14 protein-coding genes and 2 pseudogenes are annotated in these 24513 nt (G+C 62.3%); 8 read left to right on the top strand and 8 right to left on the bottom strand.

Annotated features, from left to right (window positions below):
• Positions 1 to 62: 62 nt before the first annotated feature.
• Positions 63 to 2312 carry a prolyl oligopeptidase family serine peptidase gene (locus ACVN9Z_RS02985; RefSeq protein WP_458213081.1) on the bottom strand — a complete coding sequence of 750 codons (2250 nt, stop codon included), beginning with the start codon at positions 2310 to 2312 and terminating at the stop codon, positions 63 to 65.
• A gap of 146 nt (positions 2313 to 2458) precedes the next feature.
• On the bottom strand, positions 2459 to 3172 hold the full coding sequence (gene aqpZ / locus ACVN9Z_RS02980) for an aquaporin Z (protein ID WP_458213080.1): 714 nt from the start codon (positions 3170 to 3172) through the stop codon (positions 2459 to 2461).
• 343 nt (positions 3173 to 3515) lie between these two features.
• Here aqpZ and ACVN9Z_RS02975 point away from each other — a divergent pair, with 343 nt between their 5' ends.
• The 5 genes from ACVN9Z_RS02975 (at position 3516) to ACVN9Z_RS02955 (ending at position 16455) form a co-directional block, all read left to right on the top strand.
• Positions 3516 to 5234, top strand: a complete 1719-nt coding sequence (locus tag ACVN9Z_RS02975; protein WP_458213079.1) for a ShlB/FhaC/HecB family hemolysin secretion/activation protein — start codon at positions 3516 to 3518, stop codon at positions 5232 to 5234.
• Positions 5235 to 5429: 195 nt separating this feature from the next.
• Complete coding sequence (locus ACVN9Z_RS02970; RefSeq protein WP_458213078.1) at positions 5430 to 13820, top strand: hemagglutinin repeat-containing protein; 8391 nt, start codon at positions 5430 to 5432, stop codon at positions 13818 to 13820.
• Entirely contained in the window at positions 13817 to 14134 is a 318-nt protein-coding gene (locus ACVN9Z_RS02965) for a hypothetical protein (RefSeq protein WP_458213077.1), read from the top strand. The genes ACVN9Z_RS02970 and ACVN9Z_RS02965 overlap by 4 nt, the downstream gene beginning before the upstream one ends.
• A gap of 122 nt (positions 14135 to 14256) precedes the next feature.
• Complete coding sequence (locus ACVN9Z_RS02960; RefSeq protein WP_458213076.1) at positions 14257 to 14733, top strand: hypothetical protein; 477 nt, start codon at positions 14257 to 14259, stop codon at positions 14731 to 14733.
• Between the two features lie 585 nt (positions 14734 to 15318).
• On the top strand, positions 15319 to 16455 hold the full coding sequence (locus ACVN9Z_RS02955; RefSeq protein ID WP_458213501.1) for a calcium:proton antiporter: 1137 nt from the start codon (positions 15319 to 15321) through the stop codon (positions 16453 to 16455).
• 833 nt (positions 16456 to 17288) lie between these two features.
• Here the strand turns inward: ACVN9Z_RS02955 and ACVN9Z_RS02950 are convergent.
• Positions 17289 to 18266, bottom strand: a complete 978-nt coding sequence (locus ACVN9Z_RS02950; protein ID WP_054484792.1) for a hypothetical protein — start codon at positions 18264 to 18266, stop codon at positions 17289 to 17291.
• Positions 18267 to 18269: 3 nt separating this feature from the next.
• Positions 18270 to 18773, bottom strand: coding sequence for a hypothetical protein (locus ACVN9Z_RS02945; protein ID WP_054505252.1), 504 nt, complete (start codon positions 18771 to 18773; stop codon positions 18270 to 18272).
• 443 nt (positions 18774 to 19216) lie between these two features.
• On the opposite strand from ACVN9Z_RS02945, the pseudogene ACVN9Z_RS02940 reads away from it, so the two are divergent.
• Positions 19217 to 19376: pseudogene (locus ACVN9Z_RS02940) on the top strand (DUF2000 family protein); the annotation flags it as partial.
• Here the strand turns inward: ACVN9Z_RS02940 and ACVN9Z_RS02935 are convergent.
• Positions 19354 to 20148, bottom strand: coding sequence for a hypothetical protein (locus ACVN9Z_RS02935; protein ID WP_190283003.1), 795 nt, complete (start codon positions 20146 to 20148; stop codon positions 19354 to 19356). The pseudogene ACVN9Z_RS02940 and the gene ACVN9Z_RS02935 overlap by 23 nt on opposite strands.
• Before the next feature lie 477 nt (positions 20149 to 20625).
• Here ACVN9Z_RS02935 and ACVN9Z_RS02930 point away from each other — a divergent pair.
• Positions 20626 to 20730, top strand: a pseudogene (locus tag ACVN9Z_RS02930) (O-acetyl-ADP-ribose deacetylase); the annotation flags it as partial.
• Positions 20731 to 20929: 199 nt separating this feature from the next.
• The gene (locus ACVN9Z_RS02925; RefSeq protein ID WP_458213075.1) at positions 20930 to 21676 is read left to right on the top strand and encodes a lysozyme inhibitor LprI family protein; all 747 of its coding nucleotides are present in this window, start codon (positions 20930 to 20932) and stop codon (positions 21674 to 21676) included.
• A gap of 213 nt (positions 21677 to 21889) precedes the next feature.
• Here ACVN9Z_RS02925 and ACVN9Z_RS02920 read toward each other — a convergent pair whose 3' ends face one another.
• The 3 genes from ACVN9Z_RS02920 to ACVN9Z_RS02910 are packed head-to-tail and all read right to left on the bottom strand — an operon-like array spanning position 21890 to position 24500.
• The gene (locus ACVN9Z_RS02920; protein ID WP_060721362.1) at positions 21890 to 23026 is read right to left on the bottom strand and encodes a hybrid sensor histidine kinase/response regulator; all 1137 of its coding nucleotides are present in this window, start codon (positions 23024 to 23026) and stop codon (positions 21890 to 21892) included.
• Positions 23023 to 23658: a chemotaxis protein CheB gene (locus ACVN9Z_RS02915; protein WP_054445869.1), complete on the bottom strand. Its 636-nt coding sequence runs from the start codon at positions 23656 to 23658 to the stop codon at positions 23023 to 23025. Before ACVN9Z_RS02915 ends, ACVN9Z_RS02920 begins: the two co-directional genes overlap by 4 nt.
• On the bottom strand, positions 23655 to 24500 hold the full coding sequence (locus ACVN9Z_RS02910) for a CheR family methyltransferase (protein ID WP_020926417.1): 846 nt from the start codon (positions 24498 to 24500) through the stop codon (positions 23655 to 23657). The genes ACVN9Z_RS02915 and ACVN9Z_RS02910 overlap by 4 nt, the downstream gene beginning before the upstream one ends.
• Positions 24501 to 24513 lie beyond the last annotated feature (13 nt).

Raw genomic sequence — 24513 nt, 5'->3', positions numbered from 1 at the left:
CGTATCGGATGGGAGGGCCGTAATGCAAATAAGGCCGCTCGCCGACTCGCGAGCAAAGCTGGCTACGAATCCGCCGGTATCCCATCCCAGACGGTTTGCCGTAGAAACTCGGACTTGATTGCCAGGACGCGCACGGCGTCTTCGGGCACGATACCGATGCCGCCGTGGCCACCGTCACGGGCTTCCATATACCAAACCTGATCGTGGCCTTGCGCCTGCATTTTTGCCACCATCTTACGGGCATGGCCGGGGTGGACGCGGTCGTCTGTAGCGGATGACGTGAACCAAGCCGGGGGATAAGACGCGCCTGGCTGCACGTTGTGATACGGGGAATAGGCCAGCAGCGCGCGACGGTCGGCAGGGTGGTCAGGGTTGCCGTATTCATCTAGCCACATCGCGCCTCGAAGCAGCAGATGAAAGCGCAGCATGTCGAGAACGGGAACCTCACATAGTACGGCGCCGAACAGGTCGGGCCGCTGGATCATGCATACGGCCGTCAGGAGACCGCCATTGCTGCCTCCCTGGATAGCGAGTTGCTTGCTGGTGGTGATACCCGTATTGATCAGCGCCTCGGATACGGCAATAAAATCGTCAAACGCGATTTGGCGTTTTTGCCGTTGAGCCGCTTTATGCCAGGCGGGGCCGAACTCTCCCCCGCCGCGGATACCAGCGATGGCATATACGCCGCCCGGCGTAAGCCAGTCGGTAGCGGCGTGGCCTAGATAGGACGGTGCATCCATGGTCACGCCGAATCCCCCATACCCAGTCAACAGGCATGGCCGAGGGGCGCCTTGAAGCGCCGATGCGTTGCCTATCACCCAATAGGGGATAAGCGTGCCATCTCGAGCGATGGCCTGTCTTCGCTGCGCCACAAATTCCGCTGGATCGAAGCTCTCGGCCTCGGCGTCGATAAATTGCCAAGGTTCGTCGCTCGACAGATCCGCCAGATACAACGTCGGTGGATGTAAAAAGCTCTCTATTTGAATAAGTACCGTGTCATCGCGGGATCTATCTACCGCGCGTATAGTCGCGGTGCAATCGCCAGGAAGGGCATACGCCTCGGAGGTCCACATTTCCCCGGTGCTCTCGGGAGGCTTCCATAGCGTGGTACGGGTAATGCCCTCATGCTTGTACGCGACAATCAACCAGTGTTTCGTGAATTCGATATTCGTGAAAACGGCGCTCGAAGTCGGCAAAAAGAGTGTGGAGAAACGGCGGCTGCCTGAAAGAAGCTCGTCACGGCGGATTGCCAGCAAAGTCCCGCTGGAATAGCGCGTCTCTTGTGTCAACCAGTCGCTTCGCGGCATCAGGAACAGCCATCCAGCCCATTCGGTAAACAGATCCAAGTCGCGGGGCACGTCATAGCGCCGCCATTCGTTTGCCGATTCATCAAGCCAAAACTGCTCCGATTCGCTGTCTATCTTATAGCGCGATGCAATGTGACGCTGGTTATCGAAGTCATAAGATACCGACACAGAAAGATCGTCGAGGCCGGCCTCGAAGATTATGGGCGCATCCATTCGGGGGACGCCTCGCGGCCATCTGCGTATCTGGCGTGGCGTCTCCGCACGAGCGGGCAACGGCCTGGACTGCGGCGTTGGCGCGTCGCCACCTACATAAACGGTATCCCGGTCGAGCCATTGGATGAAATGGTGACCAGGCTCAAGCAATGAAAAGCCGTTCTCTACGAACGTTCGTGTGGCGACGTCGAATTCCCTGACGATGTGCGCATCGCTTCCGCCCCGCGAAAGGTGGACCAGCGCGCGATCGCCATCGGGGGGAAGCAACTCATAGCGAACTATCGACCAGCGCATGTCGTTGAGCGCGGTGCGGTTCAGGTCGAGTGAATCGTTATCCAGAATCCGTTCCCATTTCGGATTGCCACTGACCCAGGCGTCCCATGGCGTACGGATGATGAAGTCGAGGGGATGGTCAACGTCGGTCCAGGAACTGTAAGCCCAGTCTCCCCAACGCGAGCAAGCAATGAAGCCGTACTCGTCCGGCTCTCTTGCGGCAGAGGGCTGGGCAGCGTGCAGGTTAACTTCATCCTTGCGCCCAAACGCGTTCACGGTTCGCATGGTCTGCGCGCGAACCCATGCGTCGACGGCAGCGTTGTTGAGCTGTTCGAGTTCGATGTAGGGGTCGTCGAGCGCTCGCGCCGGTGGCCACAAGTACGCTCGCGCGAGCCGCGCAGCGGATGCGAATTTGCCAAAGGTTGCGCCCACGATCATGGCTGAAAGCGCGGCCAAGCTTGATGCACGCAGGAATTTTCGTCGCCCGGGCGACATCGTTGTATCGGGGAACCTGGACAAACCGAACTCCATTTCCGGCGCAGGGGATAAAAGCCGTAGGCAGCTTTTTAGACCCCGCTTCGGAAACGGTATATAGGACCTCTCCTATTTGGCGTTCTCGATGGCGCCTGATTGCGTGCTACACGATGCGCCCTTTCACGGACGGGCTAGTTGCCGCTGGCTATGGGACGGCTGATCAGACGGTACGCGATTGCACCGATAACCGCGCCCGCGATCGGCGCGATCCAGAACATCCAGAGTTGATCTAGAGCCCATCCGCCCACGAACAGCGCCGGTCCGGTTGAACGAGCGGGATTCACGGAGGTGTTGGTGACAGGGATACTCACCAGATGGATCAACGTCAATGCAAGCCCGATCGGTATTGGCGCAAAACCGGCCGGTGCATGCTTGGACGTCGCGCCGAGAATCACAAACAGGAAACCTGCCGTCATCACGACTTCGGTCAATAGTGCGGCCGCCATGGAATACTTCCCGGGCGAGTACACCCCATAGCCGTTTGCCGCGAAGTGGCTGGCCTGCAGCGCAAAGCCGACTTGCCCATTAGCGATGCAAGCCAGCACGGCCGCCGCCGCGGTCGCGCCGAAGACCTGCGCAATGACATAGGGCAGGATTTCCTTGGAGGGGAACCGACCGCCCGCGACAAGGCCAATAGTGACCGCGGGATTGAAGTGTCCTCCGGAAATATGGCCAACCGCGTAGGCCATCGTCAGTACCGTCAATCCAAAGGCCAGTGCGACGCCAACAAAGCCTATCCCCAGATTTGGAACACCGGCCGCCAGCACGGCCGCTCCGCATCCTCCCAGGACCAGCCAGAACGTACCAAAAAACTCAGCGCCGCAGCGCTTTGAAAGCGAGAACATCTCAACCCTCCGCGTTGGAAAGGCGTCAAAGATACCCCGCGGTACTGAGTGTGAATGTCAAGAACGGAAAATTCTCATGCTTCTGTCTTGATCCGTGTAGCGCACGCCTCATGGATCGATATTTAGGAGTGGTCTGATTGTCGCGGCAATTCAGGCTTGCACAAAATATGTGCCCTGCTTAGAAGTGCTCGTCCGGCAATCAATCCGGGGGGAGAGGCTTCAAATACGTATTCGGTCAGCTGGCAGGACTTCTCCCAAATGTCGCTATGAATCGATTCGCGCAGATTTACAAGCACGTCCCGCCAGCAAGATCGGAAGTGGGCCCAATCCGGTCATCGATCGTATGAGCCAGGTTCGGGGGTGGAAACTCGTCGCTGGTGTGCTTGCGTCCGCGATCTATGCTGGTGCATGCGGCGCGCAATCCCTGCCCGTGGATGCCGCTGCGCGCACCGATGAAATCCAGCGCCGCCAGGAACAAGAGCTGGACGCCCAACGCGCCCGCGCCGCCGAGCGGCCGGACGTGCTGTCGACGCCGGCCGCGCCCGCCGCCGACGAGGGGCGGCTCGTATTCCCCGAGGAATCGCCCTGCTTCACGATCGACCGGGTGATCTGGGATGGCGACGGCCCGCCGGTTGCGCTGCGCCGTGACGCCGGGACAACGGTGGGCAAATGCATCGGGGGCCAAGGGCTGCGCGCGCTGCAGGAACACCTGATGGCGCGCCTGATAGGCCGAGGCCTGATCACCGCGCGCGTGCTGGTGCCGGAGCAATCGCTGGCCGGCGGCACGCTGACCCTGCGCTACGTGCCCGGCCGCATCTCCGGCGTCAAGAGCGAGGGCGCGCCCGGCTGGTGGCGCACCGCGCTGCCCACCTGGCCCGGCGGCGAGGTCAATCAGCGTGACCTGGACCAGGCGCTTGAGAACATCCGCCGGCTGGCCGGGCAGGCCGACGCCTCCATCGACGTCGCTCCCGGCCCCGAGTTGGGCGACTCCGACATCATCATCAAGCCGGGCACCGGCAAGCGCTGGCATGCCTACGTGGGCGGCGATAACGCCGGCCTGAAATCCACCGGCAAGAACCAGGTCAATGCGGGCCTCACGCTCGATTCGCCGCTGTTCCTGTACGACCAATTGTCGGTGTCCTGGAACAGCAACGCCGACCTGCGCAATAACGACGCCGGCTCGCGCGCCGCGTCCATCAACTACAGCATTCCGTTCGGTTACTGGACCCTGTTCGCCGGCGCCAGCAAGTCGCGCTATCGCCAGACGGTGGCCGGTTTCGAAGAGCCCATCGTCTACGGCGGCACCAGCAAGCAGATCGAGGCGGGCGTGTCGGTGGTGCCCTACCGCGGCGCCAGCTACAAGGGCACCGCCATGCTGAAGTTCCTGCGCAAGCGCGCGAGCAGCACGCTGAACGACATCGACATCGAGGTGCAGCGGCGCGACGTGGTCGGCTACGAGTTCAGCTACGGCCATCGCCATTACGTGGATCAGATGGTGCTGGACATCGGCGGCGGTGTGCGCGGCACGCTGCCGCAGTTTTCCAACCAGTCGGGCTACGTCTATGGCGATCCGGACTGGAACGGGCGCAGCACGGTCTTGGTCGCCAACGCCGGCCTGTACCTGCCGTTCAAGGTGGCGGGCCAACAGCTTGCCTACCAGGCCAACTGGCAGATACAGCACGCGAAAACGCCGGTCGTGCCCGCCGATTACTTCACCATCGGCAACCGCTACGCGGTGCGCGGCTTCGACGGCCAGATGACCCTGGCTGCCGAGGACGGTTGGACCTTGCGCAACGATCTGTCGCTGAATCTGGAGGGGGTGACCGGTGTGCCGGGCCAGCAGCTCTACACCGGGCTGGACGCCGGCCGCGTGGGCGGACCGTCCGCTGAGTTCCTGTCCGGCCGCACGCTGGTTGGCGCCGTGACAGGCTTGCGTGGCCGCGCCGCCTTGCCTTACGTGAAGGCCAGCTACGACCTGTCCGCGGGCTGGCCGCTGAAAAAGCCCGAAAGCCTCAAGACAAGCAACACCGTATTTAGCGCCTCACTGATGTTTGAGTTTTAGCGTGAAGCGCGGACGGGCGCCTGCCCGCGCCGCGTTGCGTGGCAGTTGTGTCGTTGCGCTATCTGCCGTCCCTTGCGCGGGCTCGCGCCCGGCTTGCTGGCGGCGAGCCTTCACCGTGCCTGGTGACGTTGCCGGGTACGGGCTTCTCCAACTGTCGACAAGCTGTTCGAACCGATTACCGAGAATCGCCGCATCATGTTCAAGTTTCGCTCCGCCATCGTCTGGCTTGTGCTCTATACCCAGGTCTGGACGCCTGTCCTGGCGCAGACGCTGCCCATCTCCGTGGATAAGAACGTGGCGGGCCAACGGCCCGTGGTGGGGACGGCCAACGGCGTGCCGGTCGTCAACATCGCGCCGCCCTCGGCCGGCGGCGTTTCGAACAACCGGTTCACCCAGTTCAACGTCGGCCCCTCGGGCGTGGTGCTGAACAACAGCGGAGCGGCCAGCCAGACACAAGTGGCGGGACAGGTGGCGGGCAACCCGATGCTGGGCAACCAGCGTGCCGCCACCATCCTGAACCAGGTCACCGCGGGCAACCCGTCACGCTTGATGGGCATGCTGGAAGTGGCGGGCAACCGCGCCAACGTCATCGTCGCCAACCCGGCGGGCATCACCTGCAACGGCTGCGGCTTCCTGAACGCCAATCGCGCCACGCTGACCACCGGCAAGCCGGTGATCGGCCCGGATGGGGCGCTGGGCTTCGACATCGCCACCGGTCGTCTGGCGATCGAGGGCGCGGGGTTGTATGGCGCCAACCTTAGCCAGCTCGATCTGCTGGCCCGCACGCTGGAACTGAACGCGCAGGTATGGGCCGATCGCCTGAACGTGGTCGCGGGCCTGGCCCGCGTCGGCTATGACGGCATCGACGTTTCGGCGCTGACCGGCGCCGGGGCCGGCACCGGCGTGGCGCTGGACGTGGCCGCGCTTGGTGGAATGTATGCCAATAGCATCCGGCTCATTGGCACCGAGGCCGGCGTGGGCGTGAACGTGGGGGGCAACCTGGCTGCCTTGACGGGCAGCCTTTACGTCAGCGCCAATGGCGACGTCAAGATACTGCCGTCGGGTCGTATGCAAGCCGCCACCGACCTGTCGGTGCAAAGCGGACGCGACATCGTCAACGAGGGCACTGCCGTCGCGGGGGGCGCGCTGGCGCTCAATGCCGCCGGCAAGGTCGTCAACTACACCGGCATGTCCTCAGCCGGAAACGCCAGCATCGTGGCGCGCCAATTGGACAACCGCGGCGCCTTCACGGCGGGCCTGCAGACCGACGGCTCGATCAGCCCCCTGGGCGCGCTGAGCGTTCAAGTCAGCGGTCTGCGAAACGCCGGCACCCTGATGGCTGGCGGCAATGCCAGCGTCGCGGCCGATGTGTTGGGTCTGTCGGGCGGCAAGCTCGTCGCGGGCGGCGCATTGACGCTGGATGCCACGGGCGCCCTCACCAACCGCGCGGGTGCGGTGTACGGCGGTTCGGTCCTGCTGCGCGCGGCCAGCCTGGATAACACCGGCGGCAAGGTCACCAGTGGCGGCGCATTGACCGGCCGCGTTGGTGGCGTGGTCGGCAACACTGGCGGCACGCTGGCCGGCGCGGGTGCGGTCGACATCAGCGGCCAGTCCGTCGTCAACGCGGCGGGCGGCGTCGTCTCGGGCGATAGCGTCACGCTGCGCGGTACCAACGGCATCAACAACCAAGGCGGCGCTGTCCAAGCCAATGGTGCGCTGCGCGTGGAAACCGCCGGCGCCCTGGATAGCCAGGGCGGCAAGCTGCTTGGCGGTAGTGCCGACATTCAAGCGGCCAGCCTGGACAACCGCAACGGTGTGGCGCAAGCCGATGGCAAGCTGGCGGTGACGAACACCGGCGCGTTGCAGAACCAGGGCGGGGGCCTGTACGGCGGCACGGCCGACATCAAGACCGCGAGCCTGTCCAACACGGGCGGCAGGATTGTCAGTGGCGGTGCGTTGGATATCGGTGCCACCGGCAACCTCGACAACAGCGGCGGCACCATCGCCGCGAAAGGCCTGGCCACGCTGAACGCGCAGGCGCTGTCGAACTCCCGTGGCATCGTCGCGGCCAATGGCCTGACGCTCAAGACACAGGGAGTGCTCGACAACAGCGGCGGCCTGATCCAGGCCGACAATGGCCTGGCCTTGAACGCGGGCAGCTTGAACAACCGCGACACGCTCGCCAACGGTATCGCGGGCGCTGGCGGCACCACTGCCGGGGCCCTCGGGTTGATGGGCAAGCAGGTCACCTTGAACACCGGTTCGGTCGACAATCAGGCCGGCCGCATCGGCGCCGGACAGGACCTGGCGCTGACCACCGGCACGCTCGAGAACGCGCGTGGCAACGTGTCGTCCGATGCCAAGGCCACGCTGGCTTTCACCCGCCTGGCCAACACGGGCGGCGCGCTGACCGCGGGAACATCGCTGGAACTCGTGACCGACAACCTGGACAACGATGGCAAGATCCACTCGGGCCAGGACCTGAAGATAACGGCGGATACGCTCACCAACCGCGCGGGCGGTGAATTGATCGCCGTGCGCAACAACGAACTGGTCATCGGCGGCCTGCTGGCCAACGCTGGCCTGATCGACGGCGGCTACACCCGCATCACCGCCGGCAACCTGGTCAACACCGGACGCGTTTATGGCGACCGCATCGGCATCCAGACGCCGTTGCTGCAGAACGAGCCCAACGCCGTCATCGCCTCGCGTGGCGACATGGACCTGGGCGTGGGGACGTTGACCAACCGCGAGCATGCGCTGATCTATGCGGCAGGCGACCTGCGGATCGGCGGCGCGCTGGACGGCGCCGGCAAGGCGACGGGACAGGCGGCATTGTTGAGCAACGAATCGGCCACCATCGAAGCCGAGCGCAACGCAGACATCGCCGCAGCCAGCATTCAGAATCGCAACCTGCATTTCACTAGCGAAACCGTCGAGGTCAGTCGGGGGCCGAAGCTGTACTACCGCTTGGAGAATTCGACTGAGTTGCTGGATGGTTCCAAGCTGTGGCTATGCGATTCCGTGACGACGGCTTGCGGGAGGGATCCCGTGACCTTTCTGGAGGATGATTCCGAGCGGCGCCTGTTGCTGCCTTCAGACAAGTACCCTGAATCGCGATACGGCCCGCCGTTTGACTACGTGCGGGGCGTCAAGGGTAAGGAGGGCCGAGATGCGCCCATTCCGCCCGCGTGGTTGCCCGATCAGTATGTATGTGATGGTCCAGGCGGGGATGCCGGCGGGTCATGCGCCACCGTGCCGGGAGGGCCGCGCTACAAGGCGGGTGAACGCATCTGGAGCGTGTTCGATGTCGCCGAACCCGTGGCTGTTCCCCCCATGGTGGAGCAGAAATGCAAATTCAACCAGGTTTGCCTGGTGTCTACGCCGGAACGCGATCAGGCGCTGGCCCTGAACAAGGCCCGCCACGATGAACTCGCGGGAAAGATCTACGCCTTCAACGCGGACTTCAACGGCAGGCTGGTCAAGAACTTCTTCTATTACAAGGTCAACGAAGTCGTGATGGAGAGCCGCACGCTATCGACCGATCCCGCCAGGATCGTCGTCGGCGGCCAGGCCAAGATCACCGGCACGGTGACAAACGACAAGAGCCGCATCGTCGCGGGTGGCACGTTGACGGTGGACGGCCCCGCCATCAATAACATCGGCGCCGAAGGCATCCGATCCATCGAACGGGTGGGGTCCGAAGTCCGTACCGTGGGTCGAGGCGGCGGGCGCAGGGAAGATTGGTCCGACTACAAGGACATCGTCAAACCGGAGCGCATCGACCTCGCCGTGGCCAGCGCCGTGGGCAATACGTCGTTGCCGGACACGGGTAACCGGAAACCTGCCGCCAGCCCAGTGGTTGACAGCCATCTCCCGGCGCGAATCATGGAGGTGGGCCTGCCGGGCAGGAGCGCGATCCGCGTGGTGACGTTGCCGCCGGTGGTTCCCACGGCCGCGTTGTACCAGGTCATGCAGGCGCCCGAAGCGCCCTACCTCATCGCCACCGACCCTCGCTTCCTGGGCTTGCGTCAGCCTGTCTCCAGTGATTTTCTGTTGCGCGAGCTGAACCAGGACCGAGGTTATGTCCTGAAGCGCCTGGGCGACGGCTTTTACGAGCAGAAGCTGGTTGCCGAGCAAATCATGCTGGCATCCGGCCAGCGTTTCGTGGGCGACTACACCGATAACGAAAGCCAATACAAAGCACTGCTTGCCGCCGGGGCGGGCTTTGCCAAGAAGTTCGGCCTGGCGGTCGGCACGGCGCTTACCGAAGTGCAGATGCAACGCCTGACCAGCGACATCGTGTGGTTGGTGGAGCAGACCGTCACGTTGCCCGACGGCAGCCGGCCAAAGGTGCTGGCGCCGCAGGTGTATCTGATGGTCAAGCCCGGCGACCTGCGCGGCGACGGCACGCTGATTGCCGGTCGTGACACTCGGATCAGCACGACAGGCAATGTAGCCAACAGCGGCACCCTCGGCGCGCGCAACGCGCTGGTCGTCCAGGCCGACAACATTATCAACACCGTGGGTTCCATGCTGGGCCAGACGGTCAACCTGGCCGCGCGCAACGATATTGACAACATTGCCGGGTTGCTCAGGGGGGACAAGGTTGCCTTGAGCGCGGCGCGAGATGTCAACCTGACCGCCACCACGCAGTCCAACGCCAGTGGCGGCGTGAGCAGTACGCGCGTCGACGGCGTGGCCCGCATCGAGGCTGGTGACCTGAACGTGCAGGCCGGGCGCGACATCAATGCGCAAGCGGCGTCGATATCGGCCAGCCGTGATGCCCGCATCCAGGCGGGCAACGACATCAACCTGGGCAGCGCCGATGAGCGTTACGCGGAGTCGTATGACTACGGCAAGAAGAACCGGTCGCAGATGCGCTCGAAGACAGAGGTTGGTTCTCGCGTCGTCGCCGATGGCAATCTGACGCTGGTGGCGGGCCAGGATGTGAACGCGCGCGCGGCGGAAGTGACTTCGGAGCGGCAGCTTGCGGTTGGCGCGGGGCGGGATATCAATGTCGTCGCGGGCACCGACAGCCAATACGCCTACAACGAGACCTACTACAAAAAGCGCGGCTTCTTCTCCAGCAAGAGTGAGCATCGCAAGACAGAGTCGGATCGGACTACATCTGCTTCCTCGACCTTCACGGGGGACAGCACGGTACTGAATGCCGGGCGCGACCTGAACGTCACCGGATCCAATGTCGCCGCGCAGAATGATCTGGTCGTGGCGGGTGGACGCGATGTCAACATCGTCGCGGCGCAGAACAAGGCCGCTGAGTATCAGTACGAGAGGGTCAAGAAGTCGGGTCTTGGTGCAATGGGCGGCTTGAGCTACGGAACGCGCAAACAGACTGACATTCTCGATGGCGACAAGGTGCTTCACGCCAAGAGCACGGTGGGCAGCGTCCAGGGCGATACGCTGATCAACGCCGGCCAGTCCCTGAACGTCGTGGGCAGCAATGTCCTGGCGCGCCAAGGCGATGTGACGATGATTGGCCGCGACGTGAACGTCGCGGCCGCGATCGATACCGCGCGCGAGAAGGAGTTCCACGAGGTCAAGCAATCCGGGCTGAGCATCAACGCCAGCACGCCGCTGGTGAGCGCGATGCAGACCGCTGGCAAGATGAGCGAGGCGGCGGGCAAGACCGACAACAAGGTCATGCAGGGGCTAGCCCTGGCCACGACCGGCTTGGCCGGTGTCAATGCCTATGACGCGATTCAGGCAGATCCCCGCGCGGCGGGTGGCCTGAACATCAGTATCGACCTGGGATCGAGCAAGAGCCAAAGCACCACAAAGCGCGAATCCGCATCGGTTCGCGGGGCCACCGTGGCTGCCGGACAGGACCTGACCGTTGTCGCGCAAGGCGGTGGCCAGGCTTCCAACGTGACGGTGACGGGATCCAGCCTGTCAGCGGGTCGCAATGCGGCCGTCAAGGCCGATGGCGACATCGTTCTGCAAGCGGCCCAGAACACGTTCGAGCAGCACAGCACGAACAAAAGCACCAACGCGAGCATTGGCGTGGGTGTCACCGTAGGCTCGCAAGGCGTGGGCTTCACGCTGAACGTGGCGGCCAGCGCCGCGCGTGGCCGAGCCGATGGCAAGGACACGAGCTGGACCAGCAGCACCGTGACGGCGGGCAACACGCTTGGCCTGCAGTCTGGCGGCGACACGTCGCTGATTGGCGCCATTGGGCAGGCTGATCGGATCCTGGCGTCGGTGGGCAACAACCTGCGCATCGAGACGTTGCAGGACATCAGCACGTACGCGTCCAAGCAACAGAGCGCGGGCTTGGCGGGCAGCTTCTGCTACGGCTATTGCACGAGCCGCGTGTCGGGCAACGTGTCGCAAGGCCAGATGAAGAGCAACTTCAAGTCGGCCACGGAACAGGCGGGCCTGAAGGCGGGCGATGGCGGTTTCCTCGTTGACGTCAAGAACAACACGGCGCTTGTTGGCGGGCTCATCGCCAGCAGCGACAAGGCCGTGGCCGAAGGCGTGAACAGGCTGGAGACGGGCACGCTGGTTACCGAGAACCTGCGGAACAGCGCGAGCTACAAGGCGAGCCAGATCGGGATCAGTGGCGGGTACGGGTGGGGCGGCTCGGGCAGCAAGGACGGCGGCAAGGATGCTGGCCTGGGCACGGACGCCAAGGGCAACGTGGCCGGTGGCTCGAAGGCGCAGGCGGGCACGAGCGTGCCGCAAACGTCGGGCGGGGTGGGGATGGGAACCCCGATGGTGGCGGCCGCCAGCGGCCGGGACAGCTCGACCACGTATAGCGCGATCAGCGGCGGCAAGGTGGTGATCCGCGACGCGGTCGCTCAGCAGAACCTGTCGGGGATGACGGTGGCCGGGACGATCGCGTCGCTCAATCGTGACACGTCCTCCGATACCTTGAATGCGCTTAAACCGATCTTTGACAAGGAGAAGATCGAGGCAGGGTTCGAGATTGTGTCGGAGGCGAACCGGCAGGTGGGGCAGTTCTTGACGAATCGGGCAAAAGAAGCCAAGGCGCTGGAAGATGCGCTGAAGAACGAGCCCGAAGGACCGCGTCGAGATCAATTGCAGCAAGCCTTTGAGGATGCGAAGACATGGGGGCCGGGTGGCGAGAGCCGTCGTTGGCTGACCGCGATCATGGGGGCTGTGAGCGGCAATGTGACCGGTGCGGCCGGTGACGCGCTCCAGGCTGTGGCGGTCAACTATTTGCAAGGGCTCGGGGCGTCTCAGGTGAAGAAGATCGTCTCGGCCCTGGGTGAAGGGCCGCAGGCGGAAGCGGCGCGCGCCGCCATGCACGCGATCGTGGGGTGCGCGGGGGCCGCCGGCAAGGGCAGCGATTGCAGCGCAGGAGCGCTCGGTGCGGGCTCCGGGGCTGTGCTTAATGCGTTGCTGGGTGGCGATGCATCAAAGATGACCGCGGAAGAGAAGGAGGTGCGTCGCAACCTGGTCGGTTCGCTGGTGGCGGGGATAGCAGAAGCGTCAGGGGTGTCTGGCGCCGAGGCGGTTTTTGCAGCGATCAATGAGACGGAAAACAACGCCTTGAGCGTGCCGGAACATCAAGCGCGAATTCAAGAAAAGGCGCAATGCAATTTCGACACGCAATGCGAACAGCGTGTCGCGAAAAAGTATAAGGAGATCGACAATCGGAATCGAAAGGCGTTGACTCAGTGCGCAAGCGTGGACGTTTGTAAGGCAGAAATAGAAGCGGCAGCGGCGCAGCTCGGAGAGTACAGCAGCCGAATTGCAAATTTGGAAGAAAAGCTGCGTAGTGACGGCGGGCTGAGTGCTTCCGAGTGGGAGGAGTTGTCGATTCTAAAGATATCCGCGTCGGTAATGCTTGATGTGGATCGCAATGCTGCGATCAAGAATTACCTTTTGCTGGGAGGCGATCAGGCCAAGCAGCTTGCGTGGAATGAGATAGCAAAGACGGGTGTGGCAGGGGCTGCGGCGGCAGTGGGCGCTGTTGGGTCTAATAGGGCGTCGGTTGCAGGAGTAAAAGGTGGTGGATCAGCCACATCACCACGAATACAATCGGAGAATGACGAGGCGAAGGCTTCGGCTTTAGGTGGCGCAAAAGCAAATGGTGGCGTTAAGTTGGCTGAGGTCGAGGTTGATGTGGCCAAAGCCAGTAAGGGGACGTCTGAATACAAAATACTAAATGAGCCGCCACCAAATAGCCATGTCAAGCTGAGTAACGGCACGGAATTCAAGACTAATTCAAGCGGTTACGTCGATGAAATTACCTATAGCCCGTCTTTAAATAGAGGCGTCCGTGATGCACGTCAAACAGCAGTTGGTAAAGAGGGGATGCCAACGGATGTGGGTGGGCACATCCAAGGTTGTCAGCTCGGTGGTACTTGTGATCGATTCAACCTTTTTCCACAAAATGGCAATTTCAATAATTCTGCTTATAAGCGCTGGGAAAACGAAATTAAGAAGGGACTAAGCAATGGCAATCAAGTTGGTCCCGTGACAGTACAATTTTCAAGAACGGACCCTGCGTCGGCTAGGCCCGACTCATTGGTCATTGATTACTCAATAAACGGGGTGAAAATGCGTAGATCATTTAGAAATGAGGCCGGGAAATGAGCATTGAGAAACAAGTGGAGATATTGAATTCGCTCGTGCAGATTATGCATGAATCTGCAAAAGGGGCGTACGAAGAGATCCGGTGTGAATTTGATCATGAGGTTTACGACGAAGGGTGGTCTGTAGGTTCTAAATATTCTTTCATTCGCGACGGTTCGTTCTTTAGCGAATATCTGGATGACCCTGAGGACAGAGTTTCCAGTCTTGTTCACGAACTACACGAGCTGATGAAATCGCATACGGGCGGTGATTGGAAGAAATTCGTATTAACCTTGGCGGTTGGTGGAAAGGCTAATACGAAATTCACTTATTAATGAATAGCTTCAGGCTTCGCGGTTTTCTCAAATTCTTTGCAATCTTCCGGCGGGTTCGAGGGCAGCGGTGCTTGCAATACTCGAACGAGAACCCCAACTGATGGGGTTTCTAGCTGCGGGAGGTGCATTGGACGCTCACTGCACTTGCTGCCAGCTACAAGGCGAGCCAAGTCGGGATCAGCGGCGGGTACGGATGGGGCGGCTCGGGCGGAAAGGCCGGTGGCAAGGATGCTGGCCTGGGTACGGACGCCAAGGGCAATGTGGCCAGAGGCTCCAAGGCGCAGCCGGGCACGAGCGTGCCGCAGCCATCGGGCGGGCTGGGGATGGGAACCCCGGCGGTGGCTGCCGCCAGCGGCCGGGACAGCTCGACCACGTATAGCGCGATCAGTGGCGGCACGGTGGTGATCCGCGACGCGGTCGCCCAGCAAAATCTGACGGGCATGACGGCGGCCGAGACGATCGCCTCGCTCAACCGTGACACGTCGTCCGATACCTTGAACGTGCTTAAACCGATCTTTGACAAGGAGAAGGTCCAGCGGTCAGCGTGGATGGTTGCGCAACAACCACGCACGACCCTCATACCGCCGAAGAATAATTGACTACCCTTCATCGCATCGGGCAGAATCGCCCTCGATGTAGGATGATCGGCCGGCAACCGTTGCCAGGCCGCAGCAACCAGGACGACCTAGGTTTGCATCTTTTTTTGGGGACGACCCCGCTTACTCTTTCTTGGAAAGAAGCAAAAGCGATGCGTGTTGCCCCCCCTGATTTCTCCTCTCCCTCTTCCCTTGAACGTTCTGCTTTGCGTGGTGGCCGCCCGGTTTCACCTGCACCGTTCAGTGTGGGAGCGATTCGATGATTGTGTCGAATTTCGCCCTCGCAACGGGGGTTGTCGGCGCGGCTGTTTGGCTAGCCGCAGCATCCGCTAAACAAAAGTCGCCGGGCATTGAAAAGCGAGATCTTGGGTTTTTGCTCGCCCTAGGCGGAGTCCTTTTGTCATCCTCTGCCGCGCTATGGACATTGTCCCAATTTCTGCCTCCCGAGGGATAGGCAGTCCTGAAGGCTCGTTGTCGCTCAAGCCCCGCACACGGGAGTTTTTCGGGTAATCCACTTGGAGATAGGACACTTCCATGAATAGACAAGAGCACAGGTCTAGATCCGGGCAGGCAACCGAGCTTGCCATAATGCCAACGAGCATTCCCAAGGCTACGCTATTCAAGCTCGTATGGGCGTGGGTCGTTGTCGGCGCGTTCTCGCTTTACGGCGGGGAATGGCTTGCCAAACCGTTGACGCCCAGCGTTGCCTTGGTTTGTTTCGCAGTGCTGTTCCTGACCATCATCGCAGCATCATTCGGCGTGGTTCACGAAGCGGATCATTTGGCGCATAAGCTGGGTGAGCCATACGGTACGCTGATCCTGACCCTCTCGATCGTATCGATCGAGGTGATCCTGATAGCGTCGGTCCTGCTCGGCCCCGGCGAGTTTCCGACGATCGGAAGAGATTCTATCTTCGCCGTAATGATGATCATCGTTAATCTGGTGATGGGCATCTGCCTTATTGCGGGTGGCCTCAAGCACGGTGAGCAAGAGTTCAATGCACAAGGGACCAACGCTTACCTGGCTATGATCGCCTTGCTAACGGGCACTGCGCTGGTGTTGCCGAACTACCTCAGCGGCGCGGGCGAATTGAACGTCCTTCAAGGCTGGGTGGTCTCGGGTATCACTGCCGTACTCTATGCGGCGTTCTTGATTCTGCAGATGCGCAGCGAACGTAGGTTGTTCATCCAGCCCGAGCCTGGTCGCATGGCGGTTGCTGCGAGCGCCACATCGTCGACTGGCGGAGACGCTCAGAGCGACTCGACGCAGGAAGGCTCGATTCTGAAGAGCAGTATCCTCCTTCTTGCCATGATCGTCCCTATCGTGCTGTTGGCTCATCACCTCGCCGTGGTCATCGATTACGGCGTCGTGACGGCCGGAGCGCCGATCGCAGTGAGTGGGGTGTTGATCGCGATCATTGTATTCACCCCTGAGTCGCTGACCGCAGTGAAGGCCGCGATGAACAACGAAATGCAACGCGCGATCAATCTTTGCCTTGGTGCTTTCGTGTCAACGGTTGGGCTGACCGTTCCCGCGGTGCTAGTCATCGGCTTGGTCACCGGCAAACAAGTGATCATGGGTATTTCCGGCATGGAGACGGTTTTGTTGGCGCTGACGGTATTCATCGGGATGCAGTCTTTCAACAACCAAAGGACATCGGTCATCCAAGGCACGATTCACATCGCGCTCTTTGTGACTTACGCGTTCTTGCTCTTCAACCCGTAAGATGGCGGGCTGCCTTTATGGCAGCCCTTTGGCACGAATTGGCACGGGGGGCTTGCGCGCTAGCAACGCCTTCCGTTGTCAATTCGATGGTGGTCCGAGGCTGCATGACTGCTGGTCCGGGGAAGGGTGAACGCTTCGCTGAGAAAGGTAGTGGCGTGCCTGCCAACGAGGCCACCCATCGGTCGTATCCCGCACTCGGTGCGGGAATATCCCGATGTGTCGAAAGCAAGCGCCCCAAGTTCAATGAACTTTCTGGGAAGGAACACCGGCTTCAATGAACCATGGTGACCAAGGTGGATGAACCAAGGCTTGCTAAGTATTTGATTTAAAAGGCGCCTGGTTTCCATCTTCGCTGAACTTCGACAGCTGAAGCGTCCGAGGAGCAAGAGTCTGCTGCAGAAGTTCGCCGAACATGGAAAGTTGGTTGCTCAATTTGAAAAGTAACAATGGTGTGGAACCAAGAGCGCTGCGGCCTGCTGCCTTGTTCAGGTGCTGAGGTCATGTCCGTGGGACTGCACAAGCGAGAGCTTTGGTTTCCAGCACAAGTGAGTTCTCGAGTTCAGAACGAGTGGAAACGCTGCTGCTCGCGTCGTTGAAGTTGGAATTCTCCGTGAATTACGCGGCGTAGTCGCCGTAGAAGGCATCCTGCGGCGACTTGATGTTTCTTGCGCTATGCCGGGCAATCCCGCCCGGCACTGGAGATCCAGCAATGCAGCATTCCATCGCTTTCCACACCGTCGACCACGTCGCGGGCGCGCTCTTCGTTCGCCACCTTTGTCTAGAAAATCGACGGGCATTTTTCCGGCAGCGGGGCGGTGAAGCCGATCTAACGGTCAGGCCAGCGCAAGCCCGCTGTGCGCGCGGGTGCGGTCGTCGTGCAGGTCCTGCACGGCCAGCGCAGCTGGATGCACGTTCAGCGTATTGCCCACGCTGCCCAGGTATTGGCAGGCGGCAAAACCTTGCGTGGCCTTTTCGTAGCGCGCCACCCAGGCGTTGCGTGCGGCCTGCTTCTCAAACGGCACCGGCCAGACGCTCGGGCGCGGCAGGTGTTCGTCGATGTCCGCGCGCCATGGCTTGGCGCTCAAGCGCGCACGAAAACAATTCTGGTTACGGCACATGCGCGCATAGACCGGGTCGGCGCCCAGCGCCTCGAAAGCTTCGGACACGCCGCCATCCGTGGGAGCGAACACGTCGTGCATCACCAGAATGCGTGCGCCCGACGGCGTGCGGTACAGCCGCAGGTGCCAGTCGGGTCGTTGCTGGATGAACTGATCCAGGCGCTCCCGCAGGCCCGTCAGCGGATCGCTTTTGTCCTCGGTCAGGCGCAGCCCCTCGGCGCGTGCGCGCCAGAAGCCGAACGCCGTCACCAGCATGAGCGTGGCCAGGCCCGCCATCGCCGAGTACGTGGTGTAGCCAACCGCGAAGGCCATCAGAAACGCCGCGCCGATCACCGTCAGCCCGCGCGCGTTGCCGCGCCGTTCTTCGAAGTCGACATCGACGAACATCACGTTGGGCGTGTTCAGGCAGCGCGCCCCGTAGCTGTTGCGGGTGATGATGTTGTCGCCATGGCGTTCCAGGATTTCCTCGCGGATCGGCATGCCGTCGGCGCCGTTATACGCCACCTTGCGTTCGCGACGCTGCAGCGGTTCGCCCTTGACGATGCGGTCGAAAGCCTCGCGCGTGCGCTGGTCGGCATGCGCCTGTGCGGCCATCGCGCTGTCGTTGGACCAGCCGTAGCGGCGCACGGTGTATTGCTTGCCGGCCACCTGCTGCTGGATGCGGCCTTCGGCCCAGTACTCAGGAACGATCATGTGTCAGAAGCCTTTGCCGAGCGCGATCCACGCCAGCGCGAACAGCAGCAGGACGATGGCGATGGGCAGCCATTTGAAGCCGCCGCGCGGCACCCGGCCGGGTTCGGCCATCGGGTCGCCCAGTCTGTTCGATGACAAGGGGACGTCGTTTTCGGCGGCAGGGTTCAACTGTGCGTCGATGAGCTTGAGAGCGTCGGCCAACCCCAGGCCCGTGGCGTCGCGCGTGAGACGAACGGCTTCCACCTTATGGCCGCGCGCCAAGGCGTCCAGGGCTGCGGCCGGTACGGCGGGCCGGTTACCTTGGATGGTCCCGGCTTCGGTCGTGCTGCGGCTTGCGCTGCCGACGGCGCCTGCAGCGCGCTCTTGCTCGCTGCTATTGGCGTACCGTTCGACCGCTTCCCTGGACAACTTCAGGTCCATGCCGGTGTGGTCACGCGTGATCTTGATGGCTTCGATCAGGTTGCCGCGCTCCAGCGCGGCATTGGCTTCGAGGGTAAGCTGGGTCATGGGGGCCTTTCAAGCTCGTAGTTTGACTCTTCTATTCGCACGACGATCACCGCTCCGCAGTTTACGGGGAATGGTGGCCACGGCTGTCGAATTTCGTTCAACTTGAGATTTGGTTCACTGAAGTTGGTCGTAGTCTGGACGGAGAGCACCTTGAGCCGGCTGACCTCTTTCCACCGATTCTGTTGAACAACTCCTTCCACTGATGCTCGACTATCTTCTTGAGAGTGCTTCACCCCTTGCCCGGGATGAGACCGTTGATCTGGCGCCGATCTGAAGGATCAACTTTCGATCCCGGTGCGATGGCGCGAGGAGACAATTGCAATGAACTTTCAGGCAAAAACGCCATGTTCAATGAACCATAGCAACCAGAGTGAATGAACCAAGCCTCACTAAGTCCTTGGTTTAAAAAGTGTCGGCTTTCCACCTTCAATGAACTTCGACAGCTGGCGCCGTTCGTCTATGCCATGTTCGCAACCGGCCACGACGAGGCCAACAGCGCGGTGTTCCGCGCCCAGCCGGCCGACGATCTCGACCTGGTAGGCATCGCCCTGCGGTCCGAAAAAGGCGGTGGACAAGGCGGTCAAGGCGTCGCTGCATCCTTGATGCCGTCGCTGTCGCTGTGGGACGCGGGACGCGCCGGCGCGCCGTCCCGGTAGGCCACCGAGACCATGGCGCCGACGACGAACGTCATGACGATGAAGAGCGTCAGGTAGGCCACGATCCAATACGGCCCGCCGTCCAGGGCGTAGCCCAGGTACTCGTACAGCGCGCTGTGGGCCAGGCCACCCGCGCTCACCAGGATGCCCAGGGCCAGCATCAGCGGCCAGCGCGGGTAGGGCATGGCGGCGCGCACGCCGCGCAAGCCGGTTGCGCCGGTTATGGCGGCGCGCGGCAGGGCGGGCGCCAGTAGCGCCAACCCGTACAGGATCGGCAGCCAGAGCACCAGCACCACGGGCACCAGCGCCGCGAAGAACAGGCCCGAGTCCGGGTCGTTCATCAGCGTGAACAACACGTAGGGCAGGTCGCCGGTCGCGCGCGCCAGCGTCGTCACGACCACCGCCAGCAGGCCCAGCATCACCAGGTGCCAGGCTTGCGCCGTACTGCCGCCGGCATCGATCCGCGTATCGTCCGCGCGCGCGATGACCCGGTGCCAGGCGTACGTCATGCGCGAGAATGCAATCAGGTTGACCAGCGCGAACAGCAGGAACAGGCCGCCCTTAAGCCAGTACAGCGACGCGGCCAGAATGGCGAACGGCAGCGATAATAGGAACACCGCCAGCGACCACGGCGCGGCCGCCAGCATCGCGCGGCCATGGCGCCGGATGGCGCCAGCCGTTGCGTTGAAGAATGAAAGCGCTCCGCTTGCGTTCGACAAGTCGCTCCTCTGTGTGCAATCGACAGGGCCTTGTTTATACCGCAGCCGGGCCGCCCGGGCATCATCGTTGCAAGCCTTTACCAAAAGAGAGGAGACCCGATGGAAGTGACCTTGAGCGGCAGGGTGTAGGGGGCTCCGGAGTCTGAGTGGTCTGCTGTTACGCTACGACTGGCCCTGAAGATGCTTTGCGCTTGGTCATTCTCTGGCTGGAAGACACAGCTTGGCGCAGCGCCTTGGCCGAGGCGTTCTGGTGGGAAGCCAGCACTCGCGGGATCTCTGCGATCCCTAGATGTTTGGATGTAGAAATGGTGTTTTTCATCTTAAGTGAACATCTAAGGGAAAAACTCCATCCTTAATGGTTAGGCGGTGGCAACTTGAGTGGTGAAATGCTGCCTAAGTTATTAATTCTTATAGATCCAGGGTTTTATCTTGAATGGACTTCAACAAGGAGTTCTCTCACGCCCAAGGAGCCAATACATGCCCGCCAGCCTGCGCGCAATTCAATCGGATATCACGAAGCCTCGCGTGGACGCCATCGTCAACGCCGCGAATTCCTCATTGCTTGGGGTGGCGAGTGTCGATTTCGTTCGACTTGAGATCCGGTTCACTGAAGTTGGCACCTGGACGAGTGTGGATTGAGGCGGCGTGTGGATTGAAAGCCCGTTCATTGGCAGGCTGTGCCTTGATCAATAGGTTATATATCCACTGAAGAGCGATTTGCTAGCATGTGTTGTGCTGTACGAAAGACATCATCGACATACAACTTGAGAAGATAGGATCCATGACCCAGCCGCATTCAAGACGCCCACCCGCTTACGTACTGAAGACACGGTGTACACCTGCGATGAAGCTTCTCTTTACGTTGGGCCTCGCAATGCTGGGGACCTACGCCCAAGCCGCCAGTTTTGATTGCAACAAGGCCGCGAGCACGACGGAAAAGTTGATCTGCAGCGATGCCGAGACCTCCGCGCTGGATGGCAAATTGCAGGGGGCCTATAAGGCAGCACTAGCCGCAACCGATGCCTATGGCAAGAAAGCGTTGGCTGAAGAACAGCGCAACTGGATCAAATACGCGCGTGGCATTTGTCAAGACAGCGCCTGCCTGCGGCAAGCATACACAAGCCGCATCGCCCTGCTGGGGCGTAATGAGAAACATATTGCCAATGGCAAGGTGTACTCGGACTGCAAGCTGCCGGGCAACCAAACCGCCAGTGGCGAATGCGTCAATGTTGTGCCGATTCGTGATCCCAACTCTCGCGTGGAATCGTTCAACCAATCGCTGGAGCAGCAGAAGCAAAACGGCCGAATCATCGGTTGTAGCCGGCTGATTGATCTGCCGGTTGGCGTCGCCGGAAGTAATCACAGTTTTGGCGGTTCCTGCGTATTGCAGGAAGGCACGCAGCGCAAGGACGTGAGGATCTGCAACGACGATATGTTCGGTCATTTCCAAGTAGAGCCGTCCACGCCCCAGGATGCCTCGGACAAGCGCCTGGTCGACTTTACTTATGCGCAATGCTATGGCGGCTGATGATAAGCGCCCGCGGCTCCCGGACCTGCTGATCGACCGCGAGCCGAACGACCAGAAGAACCGCTACGAGGGCCAGATGTTCAGCAGCGCTTGCCCATCACGATTTGCGCCCGTTGAACGGCATGGTGCTGTTCGATCTGACGGACAACTACGAGCGACCCGGCCGACAAGAAGTCTGTGCGAAGCTGAGTGAGGTGGATATGGGCTGACTCGTCAGTTCGAGGCGGTCGACGCCTGCCGTGGCAGCGCCACGCGGAAGCGGGTGATGCCGTCGCGCGATTCGGCGCTGATGCAGCCGCCGTGGGATTGCGCCACCTGCTGCGCGATGAACAGCCCCAGGCCCAGGCCGCGATGGCCCCCGGCCGGCCGCGCGCCGCTGCGGAACGGGTTGAACAGTTGCGGCAGCAGTTCCGCGGGAATGCTGCCGCCGTTGCTGACCGTGACCACGACCCGGTCGGCAACGGAACCATCCACCTCGACCCGCACCGGCACGTCGCGGGCGCCGTGGTGCAAGGCGTTGCCGAGCAGATTGGCCAGCACCTGGGCGATGCGCTCGCCGTCCCATTCGCCGACCGGGTCGCCATGGCATTCGGCTTCGATCTGGCGGTCGGCGAAGCCGGCGCGCAATTCATCCAGGGTGCGGTGGACCAGCGTGTCCATGCCGATGCGCGCCGGCGCCAGCGCCAGTCCGCCGGCCTGGCGGATGCGCGTCACGTCGAGCAGGTCTTCGATCAGGTGCTTCATGCGCTCGCTGCTCTGGAGCATGCGTTGCGCCACGCTGACCACGCGCGCGTCGCCGCCTTGGCGCGCCAGCATCGAGGCGCCCATGATGACCGCCTGCAATGGCGTGCGCAGGTCATGGCTGAGCACGGCCATGAACATGTCGTTGACCCGCAGCGCCTCGGTGCGCGCCTCCAGTTGCTGCGCCAGCGCGCGCCGGCGCTCGTGCAACTCGAAGAACACGTTCGCCTTGCTGCGCAGCATGTAAGGGTCGACCGGCTTGTACAGAAAGTCCACCGCGCCGCTCTCGTAGCCGCGGAACTGCCAATTCTGTTCGCGCGAGCCGGCGGTGATGAAGATCAGCGGAATGTGGCGGGTGCGCTCGCTGCCGCGGATCAGCTCGGCCAGCTCGAAGCCGTTCATGTCGGGCATCTGCACGTCGAGCAGCGCCAGCGCCACGTCGGGATGATTCAGCAGCAGTTCCAGCGCCTGCGGGCCGGATTGCGCTTTCAGCACTTCGACCCGGTCGCTCGCCAGCAGCGCTTCCAGCGCGACCAGGTTTTCGGGTACGTCGTCGACCAGCAGGCACTTGATGCGGTCATCCGAGGGTTTGGCAGATGTCAATATCATGGTGTGGTGGAAGTGGGGGGGCAGGGCCGCGGCTGCGCGGGCAACTGCGACAGCAGCGCCGCGATGGCGGCGGGCGCCAGGACCTCGGGGGCGTCGATGCGCGCCAGGGCGGCGTCGGGCATGGCGCGCATCGCGGCGGTGTCCGGCGCCTGGACCACGGCGCGGCCGCCCGCGGCGTGGATGGCGGCCAGGCCGGCGGCGCCGTCTTCGTTGGCGCCCGACAGCAGCACCCCCAGCAACCGTTCGCCATAGCCGTCGGCGGCGGACTGGAACAGCACGTCGATTGAAGGCCGCGAGAAATGCACCAACGGGCCGATCGACAGCGCCAGGCGCGGTCCACGGTCGACGAGCAGGTGGTAGTCGGGGGGCGCGAAATAGACGTGCCCCGGCTGGATGGGCTGCTGGTCCTCAGCCTCGCACAGCGGCAGCGCGCAGCGGTCGCGGAAGATGTCGACCAAGAGGCTGCGGCGGTCGCGCGGCAGGTGCAGCAGCACGATCACCGCCGCGCGCAGGCCGGCCGGCAGGGCGGGCATCAGCAGGTTCAGGACCTCGATGGCGCCCGACGAGCCGCCGATGACGATGGCGTCCCAGGCGCCCGCCGCGTCGCCGCGATCCGGTGTCGGGGCGGTCACAGGCCGGCCTTCTTGCGGTAGATGCGGTCTTCGAGCACGAAATCATCGAAGCCGTCGGCCTGGGCGGAAAAGCGCACCGATTCGCGCGAGCCCAGGCCCATGAAGCCGCGATGCACCAGCGCGTCATGGAACAGGCGCAATGCGCGGTTCTGCAGGTCGCGCTCGAAATAGATAAGCACGTTGCGGCACGAGACCAGGTGCACCTCCGCGAACACGCTGTCGGTCGCCAGGCTGTGGTCCGAGAACACCATGTGCTCGCGCAACTGCTTGTCGAACACCACGCGCCCGTAGCGCGCGGTGTAGTAATCGGACAGCGAGCTGCGGCCGCCGGACTGGGCATGGTTGCTGGTGAAGGCGGCCACCCGGTCCAGGTCGAAGACGCCCTGTTCGGCCGAGCGCAGCGCATGCGGATTGATGTCGGTCGCGTAGATCAGGGCGCGGTCCAGCAGGCCTTCCTCATGCAGCAGGATGGCGAGCGAATAGACCTCCTCGCCGGTGCTGCAGCCGGCCACCCACACCTTGATCGAGGGGTAGGTGCGCAGGATGGGCACCACTTCGCGGCGCAGCGCCAGGAAATAGCTGGGGTCGCGGAACATGTCGCTGACCTGGACGGTCAGGAATTGCAGCAGGCTGGTGAACACCGGCGGCTCGTGCAGCACGCGGTCCTGCAACTGCGACAGGGTCTTGCAGCCGAAGTGCGACAGGGCGCTGCGCAGGCGCCGCTTGAGCGAGGCCTGGGCATACTCGCGGAAATCGTAGTGGTACTGGTGATAGATCGCGTCGAGCAGCAGCCGCTGCTCGATATCGTCGGTCTGCGCCTTGTTCGGTGGGGACTGGGGCATGATCGCGGGGCCG

This window comes from Achromobacter sp. KK8 (genome assembly GCF_054188005.1).
Note: the sequence above shows the minus strand (reverse complement) of the source record. Positions and strands in the feature narration are given on the sequence as shown.

Coding starts and splice junctions, on each gene's coding strand:
- aqpZ (WP_458213080.1), bottom strand. CDS start 3,172: ATGTTCTCGCTTTCAAAGCGCTGCGGCGCTGAGTTTTTTGGTACGTTC.
- ACVN9Z_RS02920 (WP_060721362.1), bottom strand. CDS start 23,026: ATGATATTGACATCTGCCAAACCCTCGGATGACCGCATCAAGTGCCTG.
- ACVN9Z_RS02910 (WP_020926417.1), bottom strand. CDS start 24,500: ATGCCCCAGTCCCCACCGAACAAGGCGCAGACCGACGATATCGAGCAG.
- ACVN9Z_RS02955 (WP_458213501.1), top strand. CDS start 15,319: ATGCCAACGAGCATTCCCAAGGCTACGCTATTCAAGCTCGTATGGGCG.
- ACVN9Z_RS02950 (WP_054484792.1), bottom strand. CDS start 18,266: ATGATCGTTCCTGAGTACTGGGCCGAAGGCCGCATCCAGCAGCAGGTG.
- ACVN9Z_RS02945 (WP_054505252.1), bottom strand. CDS start 18,773: ATGACCCAGCTTACCCTCGAAGCCAATGCCGCGCTGGAGCGCGGCAAC.
- ACVN9Z_RS02975 (WP_458213079.1), top strand. CDS start 3,516: ATGAGCCAGGTTCGGGGGTGGAAACTCGTCGCTGGTGTGCTTGCGTCC.
- ACVN9Z_RS02970 (WP_458213078.1), top strand. CDS start 5,430: ATGTTCAAGTTTCGCTCCGCCATCGTCTGGCTTGTGCTCTATACCCAG.
- ACVN9Z_RS02925 (WP_458213075.1), top strand. CDS start 20,930: ATGACCCAGCCGCATTCAAGACGCCCACCCGCTTACGTACTGAAGACA.
- ACVN9Z_RS02965 (WP_458213077.1), top strand. CDS start 13,817: ATGAGCATTGAGAAACAAGTGGAGATATTGAATTCGCTCGTGCAGATT.